Here is a 20,159-nt window from a genome sequence, read left to right as displayed (position 1 = left end):
CGCAGCCTCTTTCCAGCGGCGCGTGTCGAGGGCTCAACGACTCGCCTCCCGCGCCGGCGCATGAGCTCAGAGCACCTGACGCACGGCCGCAAGTTCCACCACCCCAAGCTGCGGACCAAGGTCCAGCTGAGCCCCGCTCTCGGATTGATTGACGCCACTGACCACGCCATAACTCAGTGTCTGCAAGTCGCTGTAGGGCTCACCGCCACGCTCGGCACTCACCGCCAGCTGGTAGGCGCCATCCCCGGCCTGACTGCCATCCTCCAGCAGACCATCCCAGACGAAGCCATGGATGCCGGCGTCCAGCGCCCCGAGTTCGAAGGTCTTGACCACGCTGCCATCCGCGGCGAGCACCTCGACCCTGGCATCATCCACCGCTCCTTCAAGCTCGATCCCGAAGGGCGTGGAGGTGGCATTGCCCACCAGCACGGCATCGCCAGCGACCAGCACGCCCTTGTCGATCAGGCTGGCGGCCTGCAGGGCCTCGCTGCTGGAAATCTGGGTGGTGATGCTCTCCAGGGTCGTGTTGAGCTCCTCGATCCCGCTGACCGTGCTGATCTGAGCCAACTGTGCCGTGAGATCGGAATTCGAGACCGGGTCCATCGGGTCCTGGTTCTGCATCTGTGCCACCAGCAACGTCATGAACTGATCATTGAGCTCCTCGGTGCCGCTGGCAGACACGGCGCTGGCAGCCGCGCTCGAGGGGGTGGTGGAGGTCTGGTTCAGGCTGCTGAGCAGACTGGTATCTAGCGTCGCCATGCGATTACCCGGTAGCGGAAAAAGCGGTCAGAAGGCAGAAGCGAGGGGCAAGGCATCCCACGCCCGGGCTCACTCACCCAGCGTCAGTGTCTTGCGCAGCAACGACTTGGAGGTATTGAAGACCTCGACGTTGGCTTCATAGGATTTGGAGGCGGCGATCATGTCGACCATCTCGGCGATCGGGTCCACGTTGGAGAAACTGACGTAGCCCTGCTCGTCCGCCAGCGGGTGATCAGGACGATATTCCTTGCGTGCCGGCGCATCACTCAACGCCACCGAGCTGACCTGAACACCGCCCATGCCGGCGCGCTGATCGAGAGGCTGGCCGAGAGTCTGACCGGTGAAGGACGAGTTCATGCCCGTCAGGGCAGTGGCGGCCTGATTGGCCTGACGGGCAAGCGGTGCATATTCAAAGACCACCTGGCGGGCCTGATAGGGCTTGCCGTCGGGCCCGGCGACGCTGTCGGCATTCGCCATGTTGCTGGCGATGGCATTGAGTCGCTGGGATTGCGCCGCCATCGCGGAACCAGCGACATGGAAGAGACTGAAATCAGGCATCAGCTGTTCTCCGATTGCATGGCCAGACGCAGGCCCTGGATCTTGCCGGTCAGCAGCTCAAGACTGGCTTCGTAATGCAGGCTGTTGTCGGCGAAACTGACGCGCTCGACGTCCATGTCCACGGTATTGCCATCCAGACTCGGCTGGGTGGGCACCCGGTACATGAGCTCGACGCCGGCCAGCGTTGCGGCTCCCTGCGCCGCCTGATGCCCGGCCCGCGGCGTAGCCAGGGAAAGGGCCGCAGGCGCGCCCGCGCTGGCGGACGTCGCCTTGGCGAGCGCCGAGGAAAAGTCAAAATCCCGCGCCTGATAGCCCGGGGTATCGGCATTGGCGATATTGCTCGCCAGCACCTGCTGACGCTCGGCGCGCAGGCCCAGCGCCTGCTGATGAAAACTCATGAGGGCATCAAGTCGATCAAACATGGGGTATCCCGGCCTTGCACCCTGGCGTGTCGGCCATGGGTGATGTCCATTGATCAGCTCACCATAGGGGAGCTTGACTCAAGCAGGAATGAGAATAGTCAGCCGGCGCGAGGATGAAGGTAGGAACAAGCCCCTTTATCGGGGCTATTTCTGGTAATGCCCGATCGGTGGGCGTCATACAATCGTGTCACGCTCGGTTTGCATGCCGATGGCCGATGACCAATGGCCAATGGCCGATGACCAATGGCCAATGGCCGATGCCGATCCCCGACAGCAGACACCGTCGACGGCAGGCCCTCCAGCCAAGAACAGCTCGGCGGGGCAATCCGATCACGACATGAGAGAGAGCATGACGCCGACTTCAGCAACCACAGCCTCCCACTGGCGCAGCGCAGGACTCGCCCTGCTCGTCGGGTGGGGACTGTGCGTGCCGACCGCCCATGCCGCGCCCTCCTCGTCGACGGCACCGACACCTGAGCAGGCATTGCGTCACCAGCTGCAGGCGTTCTTCGCCGCCCCCGAAGGCGACACCGTCACGATACGCCTGCCCAAGGATGCCCCGCTCGGCCCGCCCGACAAGCCGGGCGTGCAACTGGAAGTTCGACGTCTTCCGGCACGCCTGGCTGACTGCATGCCGGCGACGCTCAGCGCCTATCCAGATGGCCATGACCGCCTGTCACCGGGCCTCAAGCGCCTGCAACTGGCATGTCCCGATGGCCAACAACACCTGCTGAGTCTGCGCCTGGAACGCTTTGACTGGCGCATGAGCGCCGCCCGAGCACTGGCAAGCGGAACCCCCCTGACCGCACAGATGCTGCGCCCGCGGCTGACGGCACTTGGCAAGCTGCGCGGCGAGGGTTTCGCGCAAGCCGGGCAACTGGCAGGATTTTCCACACGCCGCCGCTTGCGAGCGGGGGACGTCATCCGCGACAGTAGTGTGCAAGCCATCCCGCTGGTGAACTTCGGGGATACGCTGACCTATCAGGTGGATGGCAAGGGCTTCAGCATGCAGCGCAGTGCGCGGGCTCTGGAGTCCGGTGCGCTGGATGACCGCATCCGCATCGAGCTTTCGCCCGGCCACTGGGTGCGCGCTCGAGTGATCGGTCAGCGTCTGGTCGCCCCTTGAGCCGATGTGTCCGCCTCGCTCACGAACACGATGGCTCTGGTACCCGACGTCCCAGATGGCTCATCGAGGCTAAAGCTGGCTCGCCAGCCGCCGATACTCGATTGGAGCGCAGGATGGATGCCTGCGCTCGCAAAGGCACCGCGACACGTCCGCCTCTCATCAGCTGAAGCGGACGCCCATCATCACAGAGGACAGGCCATGAAGATCGAACACGGCGGCCCCCTGCAGCGCAGTGAGACTCACGGCACCCGTGAGCTGCGCCCGCAGGCAAGCCAGGAGACGGCGACCACCACGTCACCCCCCGGCGACTCCACCCAGGTCGAGTTGTCGAGCAGCAGCATCGATGCCGGACAGGATATCGACCAGGCACGCGTGGACAGCCTCAAGCAGGCCATCGCCGATGGCAGCATCAAGATCGATGTCGATCGCATCGCTCAGGGTCTGATCGACGCCTTCGAGGGTGACGCATGACCCTCACGACCGCTTCCCCCCTTGAGCTCGAGGCGATCTTTCATGGCCTCGAGCATGAGCTGAAGCACTTCATCGCCCTGCTGGAGCAGGAACAGCGACTGTTGGGACAACGCCAGCCCCAGACCAGCGCACTGGATGAGATACGCCAGGCCAAGCTGGCCAACGCCGGCCGACTTGAGGCGCTGGAAACTCGCCGACGTGACTGGCTTGCGCAGTCAGGTCTCTCCAATGACCCGCTGGAACTGCAGACGGCACTGGCCGGACAGCCGCTGCTGGCGCAAACGTGGTGGCAACTGGTCACCCTCACTCGCCGCGCCCAGGCGCGCAATCGCCTGAGCGGGGATCTGATCCGCCAGCGCATGGCGCTGCACAGTCGGATTCTCGACAGCCTGCATGAGCGGGCACCCGGTCACTATGGTGCCGATGGCCGCCCCGGCGCTGCGCCTGCACGGCTGAACGTCTCGGCGTGAGCTCCCGCGTCGCGCCCTCCCTTGTCACGCAGTCCCTCGACGCCCCTCACTTGCCTCCTTGCCGTTCTCACTGTCCTTGCGGCTTTCACCGCCCATGAAAACGACAAGGCCCGGTCAATGACCGGGCCGAAATTCTGACCGCCTGCATGACTGCCGGATGCCTGCCGTGGGTAGCTACCACGCACGGGCGCAGGGCGTGAACGCTCAGCCCAGACTCTCCACCTCCAGCACCAGCTGGATGTCTTCCAGCTGCGCCGCGGGCGCCAGCACTCCACGACCGTTGCGGTAGACCCGCAGAGAGAACGGCGCCGTGGCGAGAATGGTCTCCGGCAATGTCAGTTTTCCACGTCGCGCGTCCAGCAGCGCGCAATGCGATGCCTGACACAGCATGACCTGCCATTCCCCGGGCGCCGAGGGCAGATGGTAGCGCCAGTGGATCGCCCCGACACGCGTCCTTTCAGGCGCCATCAGCCCCGAATCACGTACCGCAGGGCCAATAGCCAACTTGCGGGTATACCATTCGCCCCGCTCACGAATGGTCACTGACTCCACGCTCATCATGACGGCGGCACTGCCCGCCTGTACCGGTGGCACAGCGCCGAACGCCCCCAGCAGCGCCGCTGCGGCCATCACCATCGGCACCCGCCGGCCCGGCCGCCCCGGCCGCCACGTCGCCGATTCCGTGTCTGGGCGAAGCAGGAAAGAAAAAGGGTGAAACACGTCTGACTCCTTGACGATGACTCATTCATTGATGGGGCCTTGCGGACGAGCGCCGCCCACCTGACTCCCTTCAGGCGGCACGCCCGCCGATCATCCGCGTGACGCGCAACTCTCTGTCGTCGGGGATTTCCGCCTGAGACAGCACTGCCAGATGCTTGAAACGTCGACGCAGGAACCGCGAGAGCAGCGGGCGCAGGGAATGCCCCACCACCAGCACGCAGGGATCTCCCTGCGCATCCTGAGCCGTCACGGCACTCTCGGCATGTTGCATCAGCGTATCGGCAAGTCCGGGCTCCAGGGCGTTGCCGTTGCCCAGCGCCTGCATCAACACCTGTTCCAGCTGAGCCTCGAGACCGATCACCCGCAGCACACGTTCCGCGCCGAACCAGTACTGGGTAATCGCACGTCCCAGCGCCACCCGCACCATGGCCGTCAGCTCTGCCGGGTCCTGGGTGCGGGGTGCGTGCTCGGCCAGTGCCTCCAGAATGCTGCGCAGATCGCGAATGGACACCTCCTCATCGAGCAGGGTGTGCAGAATGCGCTGCAAGGTGCCCTGGCTGACCAGCGCCGGCACGACTTCCTCCACCAGCCCCCCGTCCTGCGGCCCGAGCTTTTCCAGCAACTTGCTGACTTCACTGCGGCCCAGCAGCTGCGAGGCATGGCGTGACATCAGATGATTGAGGTGCGTGGTGATCACCGTGGCGGTATCCACCACGGTATAGCCGTAGACCTGGGCCTGCTCTCGGGTGTCCGGCTCGATCCAGACCGCAGCCAACCCGAAGGCCGGCTCGGTGGTGGCCACGCCCGGCAACTTGCCCGAGACCTTGCCGGGATTGATCGCCAGCCAACGCCCCGGATACGCCTCGCCCCGGCCGACCTCGGCGCCCTTGAGGCTGATGACATAGTGATTCGGCCCAAGTTCGAGGTTGTCGCGGATATGCACCACCGGCGGCAGGAAACCGATATCCTGGGCGTACTTGCGACGCACTCCCTTGATGCGCGACAGCAGCTCACCGCCCTGGCGCACATCCACCATGGCGATCAGCCGATGGCCGACTTCCATCGCCAGCGGCTCCACCAGCCGCACATCATCCCAGCTGGCCTCACTGACCTCCTGAACCGCCGCGGCTGGCGCAGGCGCCTGCTCCTGCGCTGATGCCTCGCCTTCCTGGCGTTCACGTCGCCCAGCCCACCAGGCCAGCGCTCCCAGCATCACGGTGAAGAAGATGAACACCAGATTGGGCATGCCGGGAACCAGCCCCAACAGCCCCATCACACCGGCTGCCAGCCACAGTACCTGAGAACTCATGAACAGCTGGCCGATCATCTGCTGGCCAACATCCTCATTGGTGTTGACCCGCGAGACCATGACCCCGGCCGCGGTGGAGATCACCAGCGAGGGAATCTGGGCCACCAGACCATCACCGATGGTCAGCAGCGTGTAAGTGCGGGCTGCCTCATCCATGCTCAGCCCATGCTGGCCGACACCGATGATCAAGCCACCGATGATGTTGACCACCATGATCACGAGCCCCGCCACGGCATCACCGCGCACGAACTTGCTCGCGCCGTCCATCGAACCGAAGAAGTCGGATTCCTCGGCCACTTCGCGACGCCGCTCACGCGCCTGGTCCTCACCGATGAGGCCGGCATTGAGATCGGCATCGATCGCCATCTGCTTGCCGGGCATCGCATCCAGCGTGAAGCGCGCGCCGACCTCGGCGATACGCCCCGCGCCCTTGGTGATGACCATGAAGTTGATGATCACCAGAATCGAGAACACCACCAGCCCCACGGCAAAGTTGCCGCCGACCAGGAACTGTCCGAAGGCTTCGATGACCTTGCCGGCAGCGTCTCCGCCGTTGTGTCCCTCAAGCAGCACGACGCGTGTCGAGGCCACGTTGAGCGAGAGCCGCAACAGGGTCGAGAACAGCAGCACGGCGGGAAATGCCGAGAAATCCAGCGGCTTCTGAGCGAACATGCTGACCATCAGGATCATGATCGACAGCGCGATGTTGAAGGTGAACAGCAGATCCAGAATGAAGGGCGCCAGCGGCAGCACCATCATCGAGAGGATCATCATGATCAGCATGGGCCCCGCCAGCACCTTCATCTGACCTGGCGTGCCGAGACCCATGCGATCCAGCAATGACAAGAGAGCATTCATGCAAACGGCTCGTCTGGCGGTGAAGACGCACGCGGATCGCGCGACCTGGAAGAGGATGGTGTCGCTGGCGGCGTGCTGACGGAATCGTCTTCGCCGGCATCGGTGCCACCGGCGTCGATGCCACCGGCGTCGATGCCACCGGCGTCAGCGTTCGGGGATTCCTCAGCACCCCTCGTGTGAGCTTGCGCCTCTGGCGGGACCTGCAGGTCCTGCGGCACCTCGAGGCCCTCGGGATCACGCGGCCGAAGCCCCCCGTGGTCTCGGGCGCGCTTCAAGCGCATGGCCCAGGCGAGCACCTCGGCGATCACCTGATAGAGGGCAAGGGGGATTTCCTGCTCGAGCTCGACGTGGACATGCAGGGCACGCGCCAATGGCGGAGCATTCAGGACCGGCACGGCATGCGCCTCCCCGAGCTCGCGAATGCGCAGCGCTACCTGATCACGTCCCTTGGCCACCACGCGTGGCGCGCGCATGTCCGACTCGCGATAGACCAACGCCACCGCGAAATGGGTCGGATTGGTGACGATGACGTCCGCTCGCGGCACCTCCGTCATCATGCGTGCCCGCGCCATTGCCTGCTGCTGCTGACGAATGCGCGCCTTGACCTGAGGGTCGCCATCCGTCTCCTTGTGCTCACGCTTGATCTCTTCGAGACTCATGCGCAGCTTCTTGGCATGACTCCATAGCTGATAGGGGACGTCCATCAGGGTCGGCACGATCAGCATCACGACCGCCAGCGCCGTGCATCGCGCCACGAGCGTCAAGGCATCCGCCAACGCGTTGTCCAGCGGCATCAGCATCAAGGCCATCAACTCCTGGCGCTGCGCATGCAGATACAGCACCACCACCCCACCGACCAGCAGCGACTTGGCAATCGTCTTGGCCAGTTCGGCCAGGGCCTGACTCGAGAACATCCGCCCGATGCCCTTGATCGGATTGAGTTTGCCAAGCGAGGGAGCCAGCGACTTGGTGGAGAACATCCAGCCACCCAGCAGAATAGGCCCGACAAGCGCCAGCATGACCAGCAACGCAAACAACGGCAACAGGGCGATCAAGGCCTCCTGCCCCAGCATCAAGGCATTGGCGAGCATGACGCGACTATCCAGTGCCAGCGTGCGATCGAAACCGAAAGCCTGGCCCAGGATGCGCTCCAGGGTATCGCCCAGCACACCGGCATACAGCCACAACGCGCCGGCGCCACCGCCCAGCAACAGGAAGGTCGCCAGCTCGCGCGAGCGTGGCACCTGCCCTTCCTCGCGGGCCTTCTGCAGACGGTGAGGTGTCGCCTCTTCCGTCTTGTCGTCACTGCTCTGCTCGTCGGACACCTGCCGCTCCACTGCCGTCAGGCGACCAATGCCCGGGAATCATGCCCGCCATTGTGCCTCCCGACGTCAGGATCAAAGCGCGGAATAACGCCGAAAATCGACTCGGACTCGTGTCGTCACTCGCTGCGTCAAAAGCCGAGGCTATCGAGCAGATCATCGACTTCATCCTGCCCCTGGACCACATCGGGTCCTCCTGCCTTCACCTGAGGCCCGTTCAACAGCGAACTCCCGCTGACTAGGCGTGCCGTACGGGCATGCGCCTCGGGAGAGTTGTCGATCAACAGCTGCAGCAGCTGCTGTTCGATCTGTTGAATCACGTCCATCATGCGCTTGATCACCTGCCCGGTCAGATCCTGAAAGTCCTGAGCCATCATGATCTCGAGCAATTGCGCATTGGTGGCCGCAGCCTGCTCGGGGACCGCAGACAGATAGGCGCGGGTATCCACCACCAGCTCGCGCGCTTGATCCAGCGCCACGGGTTGCGCATACCAGGCATCCCAGCGAGAGCTCAGCCCCTGGGCATGACTCGCCAGGGCATCCTGCAGTGGCTGGGCACGTTCGCAGGCGTTCAGCGCACGATCCGCGGCCTTTTCCGTGGTGCTGGCCACGTAATTGAGGCGATCCCGTGCATCGGGGATGGCCTCCGCCGCACGTTCTATCTCACGGTCCAGACCCAATTCCCGCATGTTGTCACGCAACATGCGGGTCAAACGTCCGATACGCTGAATCAGCTCTTCACCAGTCTCCGGCGTGCCATCACTGTCAGCGGGCTGCATCGGCAACTCGGATTGCGTGGCCGGGGATACCGACATCTGTTCGGGATTGCTCATGCCTTTCTCCTGGCCGGCGGCCATCAGTCGACGACCGCACAGTCGTCTAGAGGCCGTGCTTCTCGAAGACCTTGGCCAGTTTCTCTTCCAGCACCGCTGCCGTGAACGGCTTGACCACATAACCACTGGCCCCCGCCTGGGCGGCAGCGATGATGTTTTCCTTCTTGGCTTCTGCCGTCACCATCAGCACGGGCAAGCTGGCCAATGCCTCACTGGCGCGGATCTGCCTGAGCATCTGCAGGCCATCCAGATTCGGCATGTTCCAATCCGAGATCACCAGCCCATAGCTTCCCTGGCGCAAGGCTTCCAGCGCCTGCTGACCATCTTCGGCTTCCTCTACATTGGTGAACCCCAGCTCCTTGAGCAGATTGCGCACGATGCGACGCATGGTGGGAAAATCGTCGACGACGAGAATACGCAGGGATGTGTCAGCCATCAGTGGTCAGACTCTCTGTAAGTGAACAAGTGAACGTGAAGGGGCGCCCGCCAAGGGTCACGACGCCGGGTGCATCCGCCTCGCAAGCCTTGCGACCCGACCACCCTCTAGGCTGCCAATGCCGTCCTGTCAGTCACTTATCGACCCCGCGCGCGCAAACTTTACCGTGAATCCCCGGGGATTCGCTGACGGGCTCAGACACGCTGCGAGCGCCCCGAAAGCTGGGTCTGGGCCAGGAGGTGGGCACTGATTCGCGTCAGAGGCAGCACCACCTCCGCCGCACCCAGCGCATCTGCCTCACGAGGCATGCCGTAGACCACGCAACTCTGCTCATCCTGCGCGAGGGTATGTGCCCCTGCCTGACGCATCAGCAGCAGTCCTTGAGCGCCATCACGGCCCATGCCCGTGAGTATCACGCCCTGCGCATTGCGTCCGGCTACCCGTGCCACCGACTCGAACAGCACGTCCACCGAAGGACGATGACGATTGACCGGCGGACGCTGATCCAGCGCGATCACATAGTTGGCGCCACTGCGCGCGAGCGTCATATGGGAATCACCGGGGGCGATGTAGGCATGCCCGGGCAGCACGCGCTCTCCGTGCTCCGCCTCCTTGACGGCAATGCGGCAGAGGCCATCGAGGCGCTGGGCAAAGGAACGCGTGAACCCCGGCGGCATGTGCTGAGTGATCAGAACCGCCGGTGCATCGGCGGGCAGCGGTTCCAGCACGGCACGGATGGCCTCGGTGCCGCCCGTCGAGGCACCCAGCACGATCAGCTTCTCGCTTGAAAGCAGCGGACGACCCGCACCACGAGCGCGCGCCGCTCTGGTGTCGAGAGCGTGGCTGCCCTGTGCGGGCGCGACATGGGCGGCATCCATCGGCGCAGGCACTTGTCGAGCAGACGAAGCTGACGATTGTCGAGCGGGTTGTCGAACAGCGCACGGTGTCATGGGGCGGACCCGAGCCTGGGCTGCGGCACGAATCTTGTCGGCGATCACATCGGCATATTCCAGCATGCCACCCCGAATCCCCAGGCGCGGCTTGGACACGAAATCCACGGCTCCGAGCTCCAGGGCACGCAGGGTGATTTCGCCACCGCGTTCGGTCAGCGACGAGACCATCACGACCGGCATCGGCCGCAGGCGCATCAGGCGCTCCAGAAACTCGAGACCGTCCATGCGCGGCATTTCCACATCCAGGGTCAGGACATCCGGGTCGTGACGCTTGATCAGGTCTCTGGCCACCAGCGGGTCCGGCGCACTGGCGATCACCTCCATGTCTGGCTGCGCATTGATGATCTCGCTCATCAGCTCGCGGATCAGTGCGGAATCGTCGACACACAGCACACGAATCGGCACCACGCTGCTCAAGGAACCGTCCGCCAGGGCGCCGGCCGCCGGAGTGCCGGCCACCGGAGCGCCGGCCGCCGCATCGCCGCTGTCGAGTTCATGGCGACCGGACATTGCGCCATGCGAGGTCGATGATGAGGTTCGCTTGTACATCCTGTGACTCCCGGGCGGTCTATCGAGTAGGCCAGCGGTGGTGAATCGCCTCGCACAACCACGCCTGGCAATGATGACGAATCGTTGATGAATGCTCATGCGCCCCTCGGGCAACGCCGATCGTGGACCGATGCCCACCTACGCATGCCGAGACATGCTCTCAGCCGCTGGACAGGGGCTTTCCGTCGTGCGTGAAGATCTCCGCACGCTTGCGTTCCGACAGGGTATAGACGGTCTGGCCGCGCAGCGTGAAGGCGTCATTGAGCCAGGAGAAGTTCTCGGAATGGCCGGCGAACAGCAGTCCATCCGGCTTGAGCATCAAGGCAAAGCGATCCAGCAGGCGCGATTGCGTCGCCTTGTCGAAATAGATCATGACGTTGCGACAGAAGATCGCGTCAAATCCATTGCCCAGCCCCCACTGAGCATCAAGCAGATTCAGCTGGCGATAACGCACCAGACGTCGAATCTCGGGTTTGACTCGGACCAGCCCCTCTCGGCGACCGCTGCCGCGCAGCAAGAAGCGCTTGCAGCGCTCATCCCCCAGCTTGGCGATGCGCTCGAGGGGATAGACCCCGGCTTCGGCCTCGTTGAGGGCATCGGTGTCGATATCCGTGGCGATCAGCTCCACCTGGTCCGCCGCAGCGCCGAGCACCTCACGCAGTACCATCGCGATCGAATAGGGCTCTTCGCCCGTGGAGGCCGCCGCACACCAGATGCGCAACTTGCCCCCTCGCGCCTGCAGGCGTTGCTCGAGGAAATGACTCAGCAGGGTGAAGTGATGAGGCTCGCGGAAAAAGGCGGTGAGATTGGTCGTCAGCGCGTTGATGAAGGCTGGCCATTCATCCTTGGCTCCGGACGCGCGACCGCCTTCCAGCATCGCCAGATAATCGCTGAAACGGGTGAGCCCATGCAGCCGCAGACGGCGAGACAGCCGGCTGTAGACCATCTCGCGCTTGTGACGCGCCAGCACGATGCCCGCTCGCTGATAGATCAGACGCGCGATCCGGGCAAAATCGTCTTCCGTCATCTCCAGATCACGCGCAAGCCCTCCAGCCTCCTGCGCAGGGATTCGGGAGACACCTTTGCCTGAGTGGGGAGCGAAACCTAGAAGCTTTTCCACTGATCGCCGCCCTGATCATGTCCCGCAGGGTCAGCTGACCGGACGCTGTCACGGGCCGCCTCTGTCGGCACGGATGGCGAGCGCGCTGGCACGCGCTCAGGCCCTTCGCCACCGAAGCGAAACACGTTGACGGCATGCGACAGCCCGGCCACCGAGCCCTCCAGGTCCTGCGCGAGATGGGCGCTGCTCTGAACGCGCTGGGCGTTCTGCTGTGTCGCCTGCTCCATCTCGTTGATGGCCATGTTGATCTGCTCGATCCCGCCGGATTGTTCCCGCGAGGCCGCGGAGATTTCGGCGATCAGATCATTGACGCGCGAAATGCCCGCCACGATGTCCACCATGGTGGCACGTGCCTCATCGACACGGGTGCCGCCTGCATGAATCTCGCGTTGAGTCGTGTCGATCAGCGACTTGATCTGACGAGCCGCCTCGGCACTGCGTGAGGCAAGGTTGCGCACCTCACCGGCCACGACGGCGAATCCGCGCCCATGTTCTCCGGCTCTCGCCGCTTCCACCGAGGCATTGAGTGCCAGCAGGTTGGTCTGGAAGGCGATCGAATCGATGACCTTGATGATGTCAGCCATCTGCCGCGAAGTGGCGGTGATGCCTTGCATGCGTTCGACCACGGCCTGCATCGCCTCGTCCCCCTCGCGGGAGGCACGGGTGGTCTGGTCGGCCAGACGCGATGCCTGGCTGGCATTGTCGGCGTTCTGGCGGACCGTGCCGGTCATCTGCTCCATGCTGGCAGCCGTTTCCTCAAGCGAAGCGGCCTGCTGTTCGACGCGGGACGAGAAATCCTGATTGCCGTGGCTGATATCCGTCGCGGCCGGTCGCACGATACTGATCCCGGCATTGACCTCACTGACGATCCCCACCAGCGACTTGCGCATGCTGTCCAGTGACTGGACCAGCCGTGCCACCTCATCACTGCCCTCCAGCACCATCGATTGGGATAGGTTGCCGGCCGCCACCTGGCGTGCGAAATCCAGCGTGCGTCTCAGAGGGCGTACCAGGCGCTGATAGGTATGAACCCCCAGCAGGCAGGTCAGCAGCACGGTGATGCCAAGCCCACCAGCCACCAACCACTGCGCGAGTTGCAGCCGGGTCTGCTGGGCATGCTGCCGGGCTTCCAGCGCCTGTATTCTCTCCAGCCCCCCGGCTGCACCGGCCAGCTGACCTTTGAGCTCTGCCGCCAATGTCTGGGAATGCACATGACTCGATTCCAGCAGTTCCAGCGCTGAAATGCCCAACACGAGGCTCGCCCCGACCGGCAGCAACACCAGTGACGCGATACGGCGTGCCAGTCGCCACCGTGCAAATCGCCGGAAGATGCCCGACACACCGGTGCTGATGATCTGTCCGCGCAACAGGCGATAGCCACCCTCACCCGCCTCCATGGCCCGATAGACACGCTCGGCACGCTCGATCTGCTCACGGCTGGCCTTGACCCGTACCGAGGCAAACCCCATCACCTCGCCGTTTTCCATCAACGGCGTGACGCAGGCATCCACCCAATAGAAGTCGCCATCCTTGCGTCGGTTCTTGACCAGCCCCTGCCAGTTCTTGCCACTCTTCAGGGTGGACCAGAGATTCTCGAAGGCCGCCTCGGGCATTTGCGGGTGCCGCACCAGATTGTGCGGCGCGCCGATCAACTCATCGCGCGTGAAACCACTGACCTCGATGAACACCGAGTTGGCGTAGGTAATTCGCCCCTGAAGATCCGTTCTGGAAATCAGATAATCATGCTCGCCAATGGGATATTCCCTGGCAGTCACCGGCTGATTGTTTCGCATGTCCCTTCATTGCCCTCGCGACGAACCTTCGATAGCTGCACCACTTCCCTGGACACTCCCGCCTGCCTCTGCCAGTCACTATCGGCCGACGCCACCGAAACTTGAATCTCGTCACGCAAGGCCCGCCCGCCGCCGAAAGACCACAAGCGTCAGCTGTCACACGACAGACGCCGCCACCCTTTCGGATGGCGGCGTCTGTCGTGTGGGCGGCTTGAGTGAACACCGGGGAGGAATCAGACCACTGCGGCCTCAGGGTCCATCAAGGCCATTTCCTCGCTGGTCATCATGCGTTCGATGTCCATGATCAACAGCATGTGTTCATTGACCGTCGCCAGCCCTGCAAGGAAGTCACTTTTCAGGCGTGCTCCGAATTCAGGCGGCGGCAGCAGCTGGTCTGCCGCGAGGCTGATCACGTCCGAGACACCATCCACGACGATGCCCACCACACGCGCCCCGAGGTTGATCACGATCACGACAGTCTGTGCGGTGTACTCGGCTGCCCCGAGATTGAATTTCAGACGCAGATCGACGATCGGTACGATGACACCACGCAGATTGGTCACGCCCTTGATGAAGGCCGGCGCATTGGCGATACGCGTGACATTCTCGTAACCGCGGATCTCCTGGACCTTGAGGATATCGACGGCGTAATGCTCCTCGCCAAGGCTGAACACCAGATACTGGCCGCCGTCACTGGCGCTACTGGCGTGATCCTGCGCCAGACCGACATCTGAGTGCTGGGTGCTCGAAAACCGTGTGCTCGTCATGCTGATATCCTGTCAGTGAAGATGGCGTCACCCGCCGATGAAACGTGATGGAAGTCAGGCCAGCGCCAGCGCGCCGTCCTGACGTGCCGCCAGCTGCCCGCCCTGGCGTCCGAGCCGATGCAGGTCATGGACATCCAGGATCAGGGACACACGCCCATCTCCCAGAATGGTCGCCGAGGACACGCCAGGCACCTTGCGATAGTTCTTCTCCAGATTCTTGACCACGACCTGTTGCTGCCCGATCAGCTCATCGACCAGCAAGGCATATTGGCGACCCTTGCCTTGCACCACGACCACGATGCCCTCTTCAGGCCGTGTTCTGGCACCCGGCACGTCGAAAACCTCATACAAGGCCACCAGGCCGAGATACTCTTCGCGCACCTTGAGCAGCCGGTCACTTCCCACCATGCTGAACAGCATGTCACTCGTCGGCTGCAGGGATTCCACCACCGCGGACAGCGGCAGAATATAGATCTCCTCGCCGGCGCGAATGGCCATGCCTTCCAGAATCGCCAACGTCAGCGGGAGCACGATCCGCGTCGTGGTGCCGCTGCCCTTGCGCGACGCAAGCTCGACATGCCCACCCATCGCCTGGATGTTGCGCTTGACCACATCCATCCCCACGCCCCGCCCGGAGACATCACTGACCTGCTGTGCGGTGGAGAAGCCCGGCGCGAAGATCAGCTGCCAGACCTCGTCATCGCTCAAGCCGTCATCCACCGCCATCCCGTGGCTGCGTGCCTTGGCCAGAATGCGCGCGCGATCCAGCCCGGCGCCATCGTCCATGACCTCGATGACGATGTTGCCGCCCTGGTGGCGCGCCGATAGCGTCAGGGTACCTTGGGCGGACTTGCCCTGAGCCTGGCGAACGTCAGGCAATTCAATGCCATGATCGAGACTGTTGCGCACCAGATGGGTCAGCGGGTCGATGATCCGCTCGATCAGACTCTTGTCCAGCTCGGTGTCATGGCCATGACTGACCAGCTCGACCTGCTTGCCGAGTCGTCCGGCAAGGTCACGGATCAGCCGCGGGAAACGCGAGAAGACATAATCCATCGGCATCATGCGCACGGACATGACCGCCTCCTGCAGATCACGCGCATTGCGTTGCAGCTGGCTGATGCCACTGACCAGCGCCGCGTGATCCAGTGGCGAGCTGGCGCAGGCTGTCTGTTCGAGCATCGACTGCGTGATGATCAGCTCGCCCACCAGATTGATGATGGTATCCACCTTGTCGACCCCCACCCGAATCGACCCGTGCTCCTGCGGGACATCCGTGGCACGCCGTCCACGTGATTGACGGCGATCCGCTGGCTCAGTCGGTGGCTCGAGGGCTTCCATGGGGTGGCGGACCGGGGCGGACACCTCCACGGCCGGCACCGCCTCTACCGCCTGTACCGCCTGTACCGGAAGACGGCATGATCCAGCCGAGGGCGCCACGTCAGACAGCGGCTCGATGAGAATCTGCTCAGGCTCGATCACGAAGCACAGCACGGCTTCGATGTCGTCGGCAGCCACGGTGGTGGCGAGAACGACGGTGCAGACCTGCTCATCTCCCTGGACGCCAAGTACCTCCCCGAGATTGCCCATCTCCTCGATCAGCAACTCCCTGTCACGGTCAGGCACGAACATGAGACTGATCTGCATGCGCGGCTCTCCCTCGGCTCCCGGCAACGCGTCATGGCCGGGATCGACGGCGAGAGGCGCGCTCTGCTCACCCCCAGGCTCTCCGTCAGCACCGGGCTCTCCCTGCTGGCTCTCAGATGAGTCGTCCCTGGCGGGCACGTGCTGGAGCATCTCCTCCTCGGCCAGTTGCTTGAGCACACTGACGATGTGCGCATAGGCCTCCGGATCTGGCGTCTGCGCATTGCGATACGCTTCCAGTTGATCTTCCAGCATGTCCTTGGTCTCCAGGAAGCGATCGATATGCGCTGCCCGCAGCACAAGTTCTCCACGGCGCGCATGGTCAAGCAGGTTCTCGAGATGATGGGTCGTCTCTTGCAATACGCTGAAACCGAAGGTCGCAGCGCCGCCCTTGATGGAGTGGGCAGCACGAAAGATCGCATTGAGCTGCTCGGCATCCGGGGTCTCGACATCCAGCGCCAGCAGCTGCTTTTCCATCTCCGCCAGCAGCTCCCGCGCCTCCTCGAAGAAGGTGTCGTAAAATTCACTGATGTCCATGTGCGCTCTCGGTTGGCATCCGTTGACCTGCCTTCTGTCTTTCGGGGTCAGCTCTCGGGGGCTAGCTTTGATGACCAGCTTAGAGGGCTAGCTCTCAACCCCAGTCCGTGCATCACGAATCTCGCTGGGACTTGCCAGCTGTTCGAGGCGCGCCCTGAGGCTATCGATGTTCTCTGCCGGGCGCGGATTGACCCCGTTGCTGTCAGTGATTTCGCGATAGGCGGTGTGACTGAGCACCATCAGGCTGATGCGTCGGTTCACGGCGGCCTGCGGGTCCTGGCTGTCCAGACTGATGCGTGACCCCATTCCGACGACACGCACGATGCGATCGACCGCCAGCCCATGCGCGACCAGCACTCGGCGCGCGACATTGGCACGATCAGTGGACAGCTCCCAGTTGCCATAGCCTCCCTCACCGACAAAGGGACGATTGTCGGTGTGTCCGGTGATGCTCAGGTGATTGGGCAGGCGCGCCAGAATCGGCGCCAGCAGGGACAGCAGTTGGGAAAGCTGTGCCGAGGGCTGCTTGCTGCCGAGGGCAAACATCGGATGCTGATCACTGTCCGTGATCTGGATACGCAGGCCTTCCGCGGTCAGCTCGATCTGCAGCTGCTCGCGCAGCTCAGCAAGCGATGGGTCTTCACGCATCTGCTGCGACATGATGCTGTCGATCTCGTCACGGATATCCGCGAAACGCGCCTCTTCCGCCAGTGCCTGACGCTGCATGCGCGAGACATCCGCGCCCTTCTCCCCCTGGACTTCCTCGGCCATGAATCCCCCACCGGGAATGGCACTGCTGGAGGCGGAGTTGCGATCACCGCCCAGCAGCGAGATTTCCAGCGGCGCACCGAAGTAGTCGGAGATTTCCCTGAGGTCTTCATCAGAGGCATTCGAGATCACCCACATCACCAGGAAGAAGGCCATCATCGCCGTCATGAAGTCGGCGTAGGCAATCTTCCAGCCGCCGCCGTGATGGCCCTTCACGATCTTGGGTCGCTTGATGACGATCGGTCTGCGCGTCTCACTCATGCGCCGTCTCCCCGTGTCTCGGCGTCCCCGTCGTCGGGATGCTTGCGCTCATGTCAGCCGGCTCCCTTGTTCTTGATGTCGCGAACATGTTCTTCCAGCTCATTGAAGCTGGGGCGTTCGGCGGTGAACAGCGCCTTGCGGCCAAACTCGACGGAAATCTGCGGCGCATAGCCATTGAGCGAGGCCATCAGGATGACGCGGATGCACTGCATCATCTTCACGGCCTCATGCACTTCGTGCTGGATCTTGTTGGCCACCGGCGTCACGAACCCATAGGCCAGCAGAATCCCCAGGAAGGTGCCGACCATGGCATTGGCGATCAGGACGCCAAGCTGAGCAGCGCCCTGATCCGCGGAGGCCAGCGCATGCACGACCCCCATGACGGCAGCCACGATCCCGAAGGCAGGCAGTCCGTCCGCCACCGCAGACAACGAATGGACCGGGATCTCGGTCTCGTGCTTGAAGGTCTCGATCTCATGCTCCATCAGGGATTCCAACTCGAAGGGGTCCATGTTGCCGCTGACCATCAAGCGCAGATAATCCGTGATGAAGTTCATCAGAATCGGGTCCGACAGCACGCGCGGATACTCCGCGAACAGCGCACTCTCCTGGGGATTGTCGATATCCTGCTCGATGGCCAGCATGCCCTGCTGGCGCGACTTGGAAAGCAGCAGATACAGCAGGCTGATGACTTCCATGTACAACGACTTGTTGTAACCGCGCGTTCGCTTGAGTCTGGAGAACGCCTTGCCGGTCGCCTTGATGGCCTTGCCATTGTTGCCCGCCAGGAAGGCACCTACCGCCGAGCCGAAGATGATCAACAGCTCAGCGGGCTGCATCAGCACCGCCAGATGCCCCCCCACCATCAGATACCCACCTAGGGTCGACCCGATCACCACCAGATAACCTATGAAAAGCAACACAACCACCCCCTTGGCATGCGATCGACCTCACGTCTCAACGGTTATCGGCCGCACGTGGGAGGTCTTGAGGGTCATGTGGGAAAACGTTCACGCATTGCCTTGCCAGCCGTTGCAGGCACAAGACGTGAGAGCGCCCACAGCCAGAGACGCGCCGCTGCCGCACTCAGGGCAACAAAAAAGGCTCACCGGGAGGCGAGCCTTTCTATCGTGACACCAAAGGGACCAAGAGGCGCATCAGCCGAGCTTGACCGCGAGTGCCTCGCGCTACATGTCCTGCTCCCGAGCCTTGCGACGCGCCGCTGTCTTCCCGGCACGGGAAGGCGGCTGGCAGATACCGCACACGTAATCATGCGAGGGGGTATGGGCATGAATCACGAAGTGGCCGGTACAGGTCTGGCAGGTCGCCAGGTCCAGCAGTTCACTCTCGAAGAAGCGCACCAGTGTCCAGGCGCGGGTCAGCGCCAGTACCGGCTCCTCCTCCCCCACGTGCTCGAGGTAGAAGCGATACGCCTTGACGAAGGCATCCATGCGCGGCACACCCTGGGAGCGCAGGCGACGATAGAAGCCATGGAAGAGGGACGCGTGCAGGTTGGGCTGCCAGGTCATGAACCAATCCGTGGAAAACGGCAGCATGCCCTTGGGCGGGGAGACGCCGCGCACCTCCTTGTACAGCTTCACCAGACGCGCACGACTGATTTCCGTCTCTGTCTCGAGCACCTGCAGACGAGCCCCCAGCTCGATCAATTCGACCGCCAGCTGCAGCTGCTGCAATTCATCCACCAGACTCTTCTGACTCATTGTCCAGCACCGCCCAGGCGGGTGACCGAGCCCGCCTGACGTGCATTCAACAACATGGCCGTGTGCATGGCACCGAAATCCTGGTCGCGCCCCCTGAAGCACTCCCTTGAGCTGAGCCGCATCATCCAGGGCCAACTCACACAACAACTGATTGCAGGAAGACAGCGATACCAGCTGACTGACACTCATCCCGGACAATATATCTGCCATTTCCTGACTGAGGCCAAGACGTACCCTTGCCATATCGACATCTTCGGCCAGCAAACGCTGCACGAGAAGAAGATAGGAGAGATTGACACTCTGGATATCGTTGAGAAGTGAAGACATAAAGGTTCCCTGAATAGCCTGATCTTATCGAGATCAACACAAGAAAACGGCTGATCCATCGCCAGACCTTATGATTTAGATGTAGTGACCCTACATTTCTGGTATGTCGTTTCTGCGGGACATGAAAATCATTACCTGAGTAACACCTCATGTACTGGCGATTCTAATACCAGTATCGCGATCAAACCAGCGTTATCCTGAACAACCCTTTTCAAACGCTGTGATCGATAGGAAGAAACAGCTCCAAAAACCACGAAAAGCAGGCAACTCCTGCAAAATAATGCGAAAAATACGCCATAAAAATATTCTGCAACATATGGATGAGAAACTTAATCCCAAAAAGAGCAGACTACCCTCTTGCACTGTCACAACATGAGAGCAAGGTTGAACAAACCTTGTATTGCAGATTGATGAAATGACGCGCCATATAGACCT

Annotated in this window: 19 protein-coding genes and 1 pseudogene; 3 read left to right on the top strand and 17 right to left on the bottom strand. The window is 62.7% G+C overall.

Annotation, left to right across the window (positions count from 1 at the left end):
• Nucleotides 1–66: 66 nt before the first annotated feature.
• The 3 genes from BFX80_RS08935 to flgB all read right to left on the bottom strand — a co-directional run bounded on the left by BFX80_RS08935 (nucleotide 67) and on the right by flgB (nucleotide 1,739).
• Nucleotides 67–759, bottom strand: a complete 693-nt coding sequence (locus tag BFX80_RS08935; RefSeq protein WP_077376223.1) for a flagellar hook assembly protein FlgD — start codon at nucleotides 757–759, stop codon at nucleotides 67–69.
• 69 nt (nucleotides 760–828) lie between these two features.
• On the bottom strand, nucleotides 829–1,317 hold the full coding sequence (gene flgC, locus BFX80_RS08930) for a flagellar basal body rod protein FlgC (protein ID WP_084208632.1): 489 nt from the start codon (nucleotides 1,315–1,317) through the stop codon (nucleotides 829–831).
• A complete protein-coding gene (flgB, locus tag BFX80_RS08925) occupies nucleotides 1,317–1,739 on the bottom strand; it encodes a flagellar basal body rod protein FlgB (protein ID WP_077376218.1) in 423 nt (140 codons plus the stop codon). Before flgB ends, flgC begins: the two co-directional genes overlap by 1 nt.
• Nucleotides 1,740–2,088: 349 nt before the next feature.
• Between flgB and flgA the strand changes: the two genes are divergently transcribed.
• The 3 genes from flgA to BFX80_RS08910 all read left to right on the top strand — a co-directional run bounded on the left by flgA (nucleotide 2,089) and on the right by BFX80_RS08910 (nucleotide 3,806).
• Nucleotides 2,089–2,865 carry a flagellar basal body P-ring formation chaperone FlgA gene (gene flgA / locus BFX80_RS08920; RefSeq protein WP_167593007.1) on the top strand — a complete coding sequence of 259 codons (777 nt, stop codon included), beginning with the start codon at nucleotides 2,089–2,091 and terminating at the stop codon, nucleotides 2,863–2,865.
• 198 nt (nucleotides 2,866–3,063) lie between these two features.
• Nucleotides 3,064–3,336, top strand: a complete 273-nt coding sequence (gene flgM, locus BFX80_RS17975) for a flagellar biosynthesis anti-sigma factor FlgM (RefSeq protein WP_167593006.1) — start codon at nucleotides 3,064–3,066, stop codon at nucleotides 3,334–3,336.
• The gene (locus BFX80_RS08910) at nucleotides 3,333–3,806 is read left to right on the top strand and encodes a flagella synthesis protein FlgN (protein ID WP_084208630.1); all 474 of its coding nucleotides are present in this window, start codon (nucleotides 3,333–3,335) and stop codon (nucleotides 3,804–3,806) included. Before flgM ends, BFX80_RS08910 begins: the two co-directional genes overlap by 4 nt.
• A gap of 204 nt (nucleotides 3,807–4,010) precedes the next feature.
• Here the strand turns inward: BFX80_RS08910 and BFX80_RS08905 are convergent, their stop codons facing one another.
• The 14 genes and pseudogenes from BFX80_RS08905 to BFX80_RS18295 form a co-directional block, all read right to left on the bottom strand.
• Nucleotides 4,011–4,442: a flagellar protein FlhE gene (locus BFX80_RS08905; RefSeq protein WP_084208629.1), complete on the bottom strand. Its 432-nt coding sequence runs from the start codon at nucleotides 4,440–4,442 to the stop codon at nucleotides 4,011–4,013.
• A 154-nt stretch (nucleotides 4,443–4,596) separates the two neighbouring features.
• Nucleotides 4,597–6,693 carry a flagellar biosynthesis protein FlhA gene (gene flhA / locus BFX80_RS08900; protein WP_077376204.1) on the bottom strand — a complete coding sequence of 699 codons (2,097 nt, stop codon included), beginning with the start codon at nucleotides 6,691–6,693 and terminating at the stop codon, nucleotides 4,597–4,599.
• The gene (gene flhB / locus BFX80_RS08895; protein ID WP_084208628.1) at nucleotides 6,690–8,018 is read right to left on the bottom strand and encodes a flagellar biosynthesis protein FlhB; all 1,329 of its coding nucleotides are present in this window, start codon (nucleotides 8,016–8,018) and stop codon (nucleotides 6,690–6,692) included. The genes flhA and flhB overlap by 4 nt, the downstream gene beginning before the upstream one ends.
• 128 nt (nucleotides 8,019–8,146) lie before the next feature.
• Nucleotides 8,147–8,794 carry a protein phosphatase CheZ gene (cheZ, locus tag BFX80_RS08890; protein WP_084209707.1) on the bottom strand — a complete coding sequence of 216 codons (648 nt, stop codon included), beginning with the start codon at nucleotides 8,792–8,794 and terminating at the stop codon, nucleotides 8,147–8,149.
• Between the two features lie 100 nt (nucleotides 8,795–8,894).
• Nucleotides 8,895–9,284, bottom strand: coding sequence for a chemotaxis response regulator CheY (gene cheY, locus BFX80_RS08885; protein WP_077376199.1), 390 nt, complete (start codon nucleotides 9,282–9,284; stop codon nucleotides 8,895–8,897).
• 194 nt (nucleotides 9,285–9,478) lie between these two features.
• A complete protein-coding gene (locus BFX80_RS08880) occupies nucleotides 9,479–10,591 on the bottom strand; it encodes a protein-glutamate methylesterase/protein-glutamine glutaminase (protein WP_276204880.1) in 1,113 nt (370 codons plus the stop codon).
• 355 nt (nucleotides 10,592–10,946) lie between these two features.
• Nucleotides 10,947–11,813: a CheR family methyltransferase gene (locus tag BFX80_RS08875; RefSeq protein ID WP_077376196.1), complete on the bottom strand. Its 867-nt coding sequence runs from the start codon at nucleotides 11,811–11,813 to the stop codon at nucleotides 10,947–10,949.
• A 77-nt stretch (nucleotides 11,814–11,890) separates the two neighbouring features.
• Entirely contained in the window at nucleotides 11,891–13,699 is a 1,809-nt protein-coding gene (locus BFX80_RS08870; protein ID WP_084208627.1) for a methyl-accepting chemotaxis protein, read from the bottom strand.
• Between the two features lie 233 nt (nucleotides 13,700–13,932).
• Entirely contained in the window at nucleotides 13,933–14,466 is a 534-nt protein-coding gene (locus BFX80_RS08865) for a chemotaxis protein CheW (protein WP_084208626.1), read from the bottom strand.
• A 54-nt stretch (nucleotides 14,467–14,520) separates the two neighbouring features.
• Nucleotides 14,521–16,647, bottom strand: a complete 2,127-nt coding sequence (cheA, locus tag BFX80_RS08860; protein WP_084208625.1) for a chemotaxis protein CheA — start codon at nucleotides 16,645–16,647, stop codon at nucleotides 14,521–14,523.
• A gap of 87 nt (nucleotides 16,648–16,734) precedes the next feature.
• Entirely contained in the window at nucleotides 16,735–17,676 is a 942-nt protein-coding gene (motB, locus tag BFX80_RS08855) for a flagellar motor protein MotB (RefSeq protein WP_084208624.1), read from the bottom strand.
• Between the two features lie 53 nt (nucleotides 17,677–17,729).
• Nucleotides 17,730–18,599, bottom strand: coding sequence for a flagellar motor stator protein MotA (motA, locus tag BFX80_RS08850; RefSeq protein ID WP_077376180.1), 870 nt, complete (start codon nucleotides 18,597–18,599; stop codon nucleotides 17,730–17,732).
• A gap of 264 nt (nucleotides 18,600–18,863) precedes the next feature.
• The gene (gene flhC / locus BFX80_RS17970) at nucleotides 18,864–19,397 is read right to left on the bottom strand and encodes a flagellar transcriptional regulator FlhC (RefSeq protein WP_167593004.1); all 534 of its coding nucleotides are present in this window, start codon (nucleotides 19,395–19,397) and stop codon (nucleotides 18,864–18,866) included.
• Between the two features lie 144 nt (nucleotides 19,398–19,541).
• Nucleotides 19,542–19,724, bottom strand: a pseudogene (locus tag BFX80_RS18295) (flagellar transcriptional regulator FlhD); the annotation flags it as partial.
• Nucleotides 19,725–20,159 lie beyond the last annotated feature (435 nt).

The organism is Cobetia marina (assembly GCF_001720485.1).
GTDB classification, from domain to species: domain Bacteria; phylum Pseudomonadota; class Gammaproteobacteria; order Pseudomonadales; family Halomonadaceae; genus Cobetia; species Cobetia marina.
Note: the sequence above shows the minus strand (reverse complement) of the source record. Positions and strands in the feature narration are given on the sequence as shown.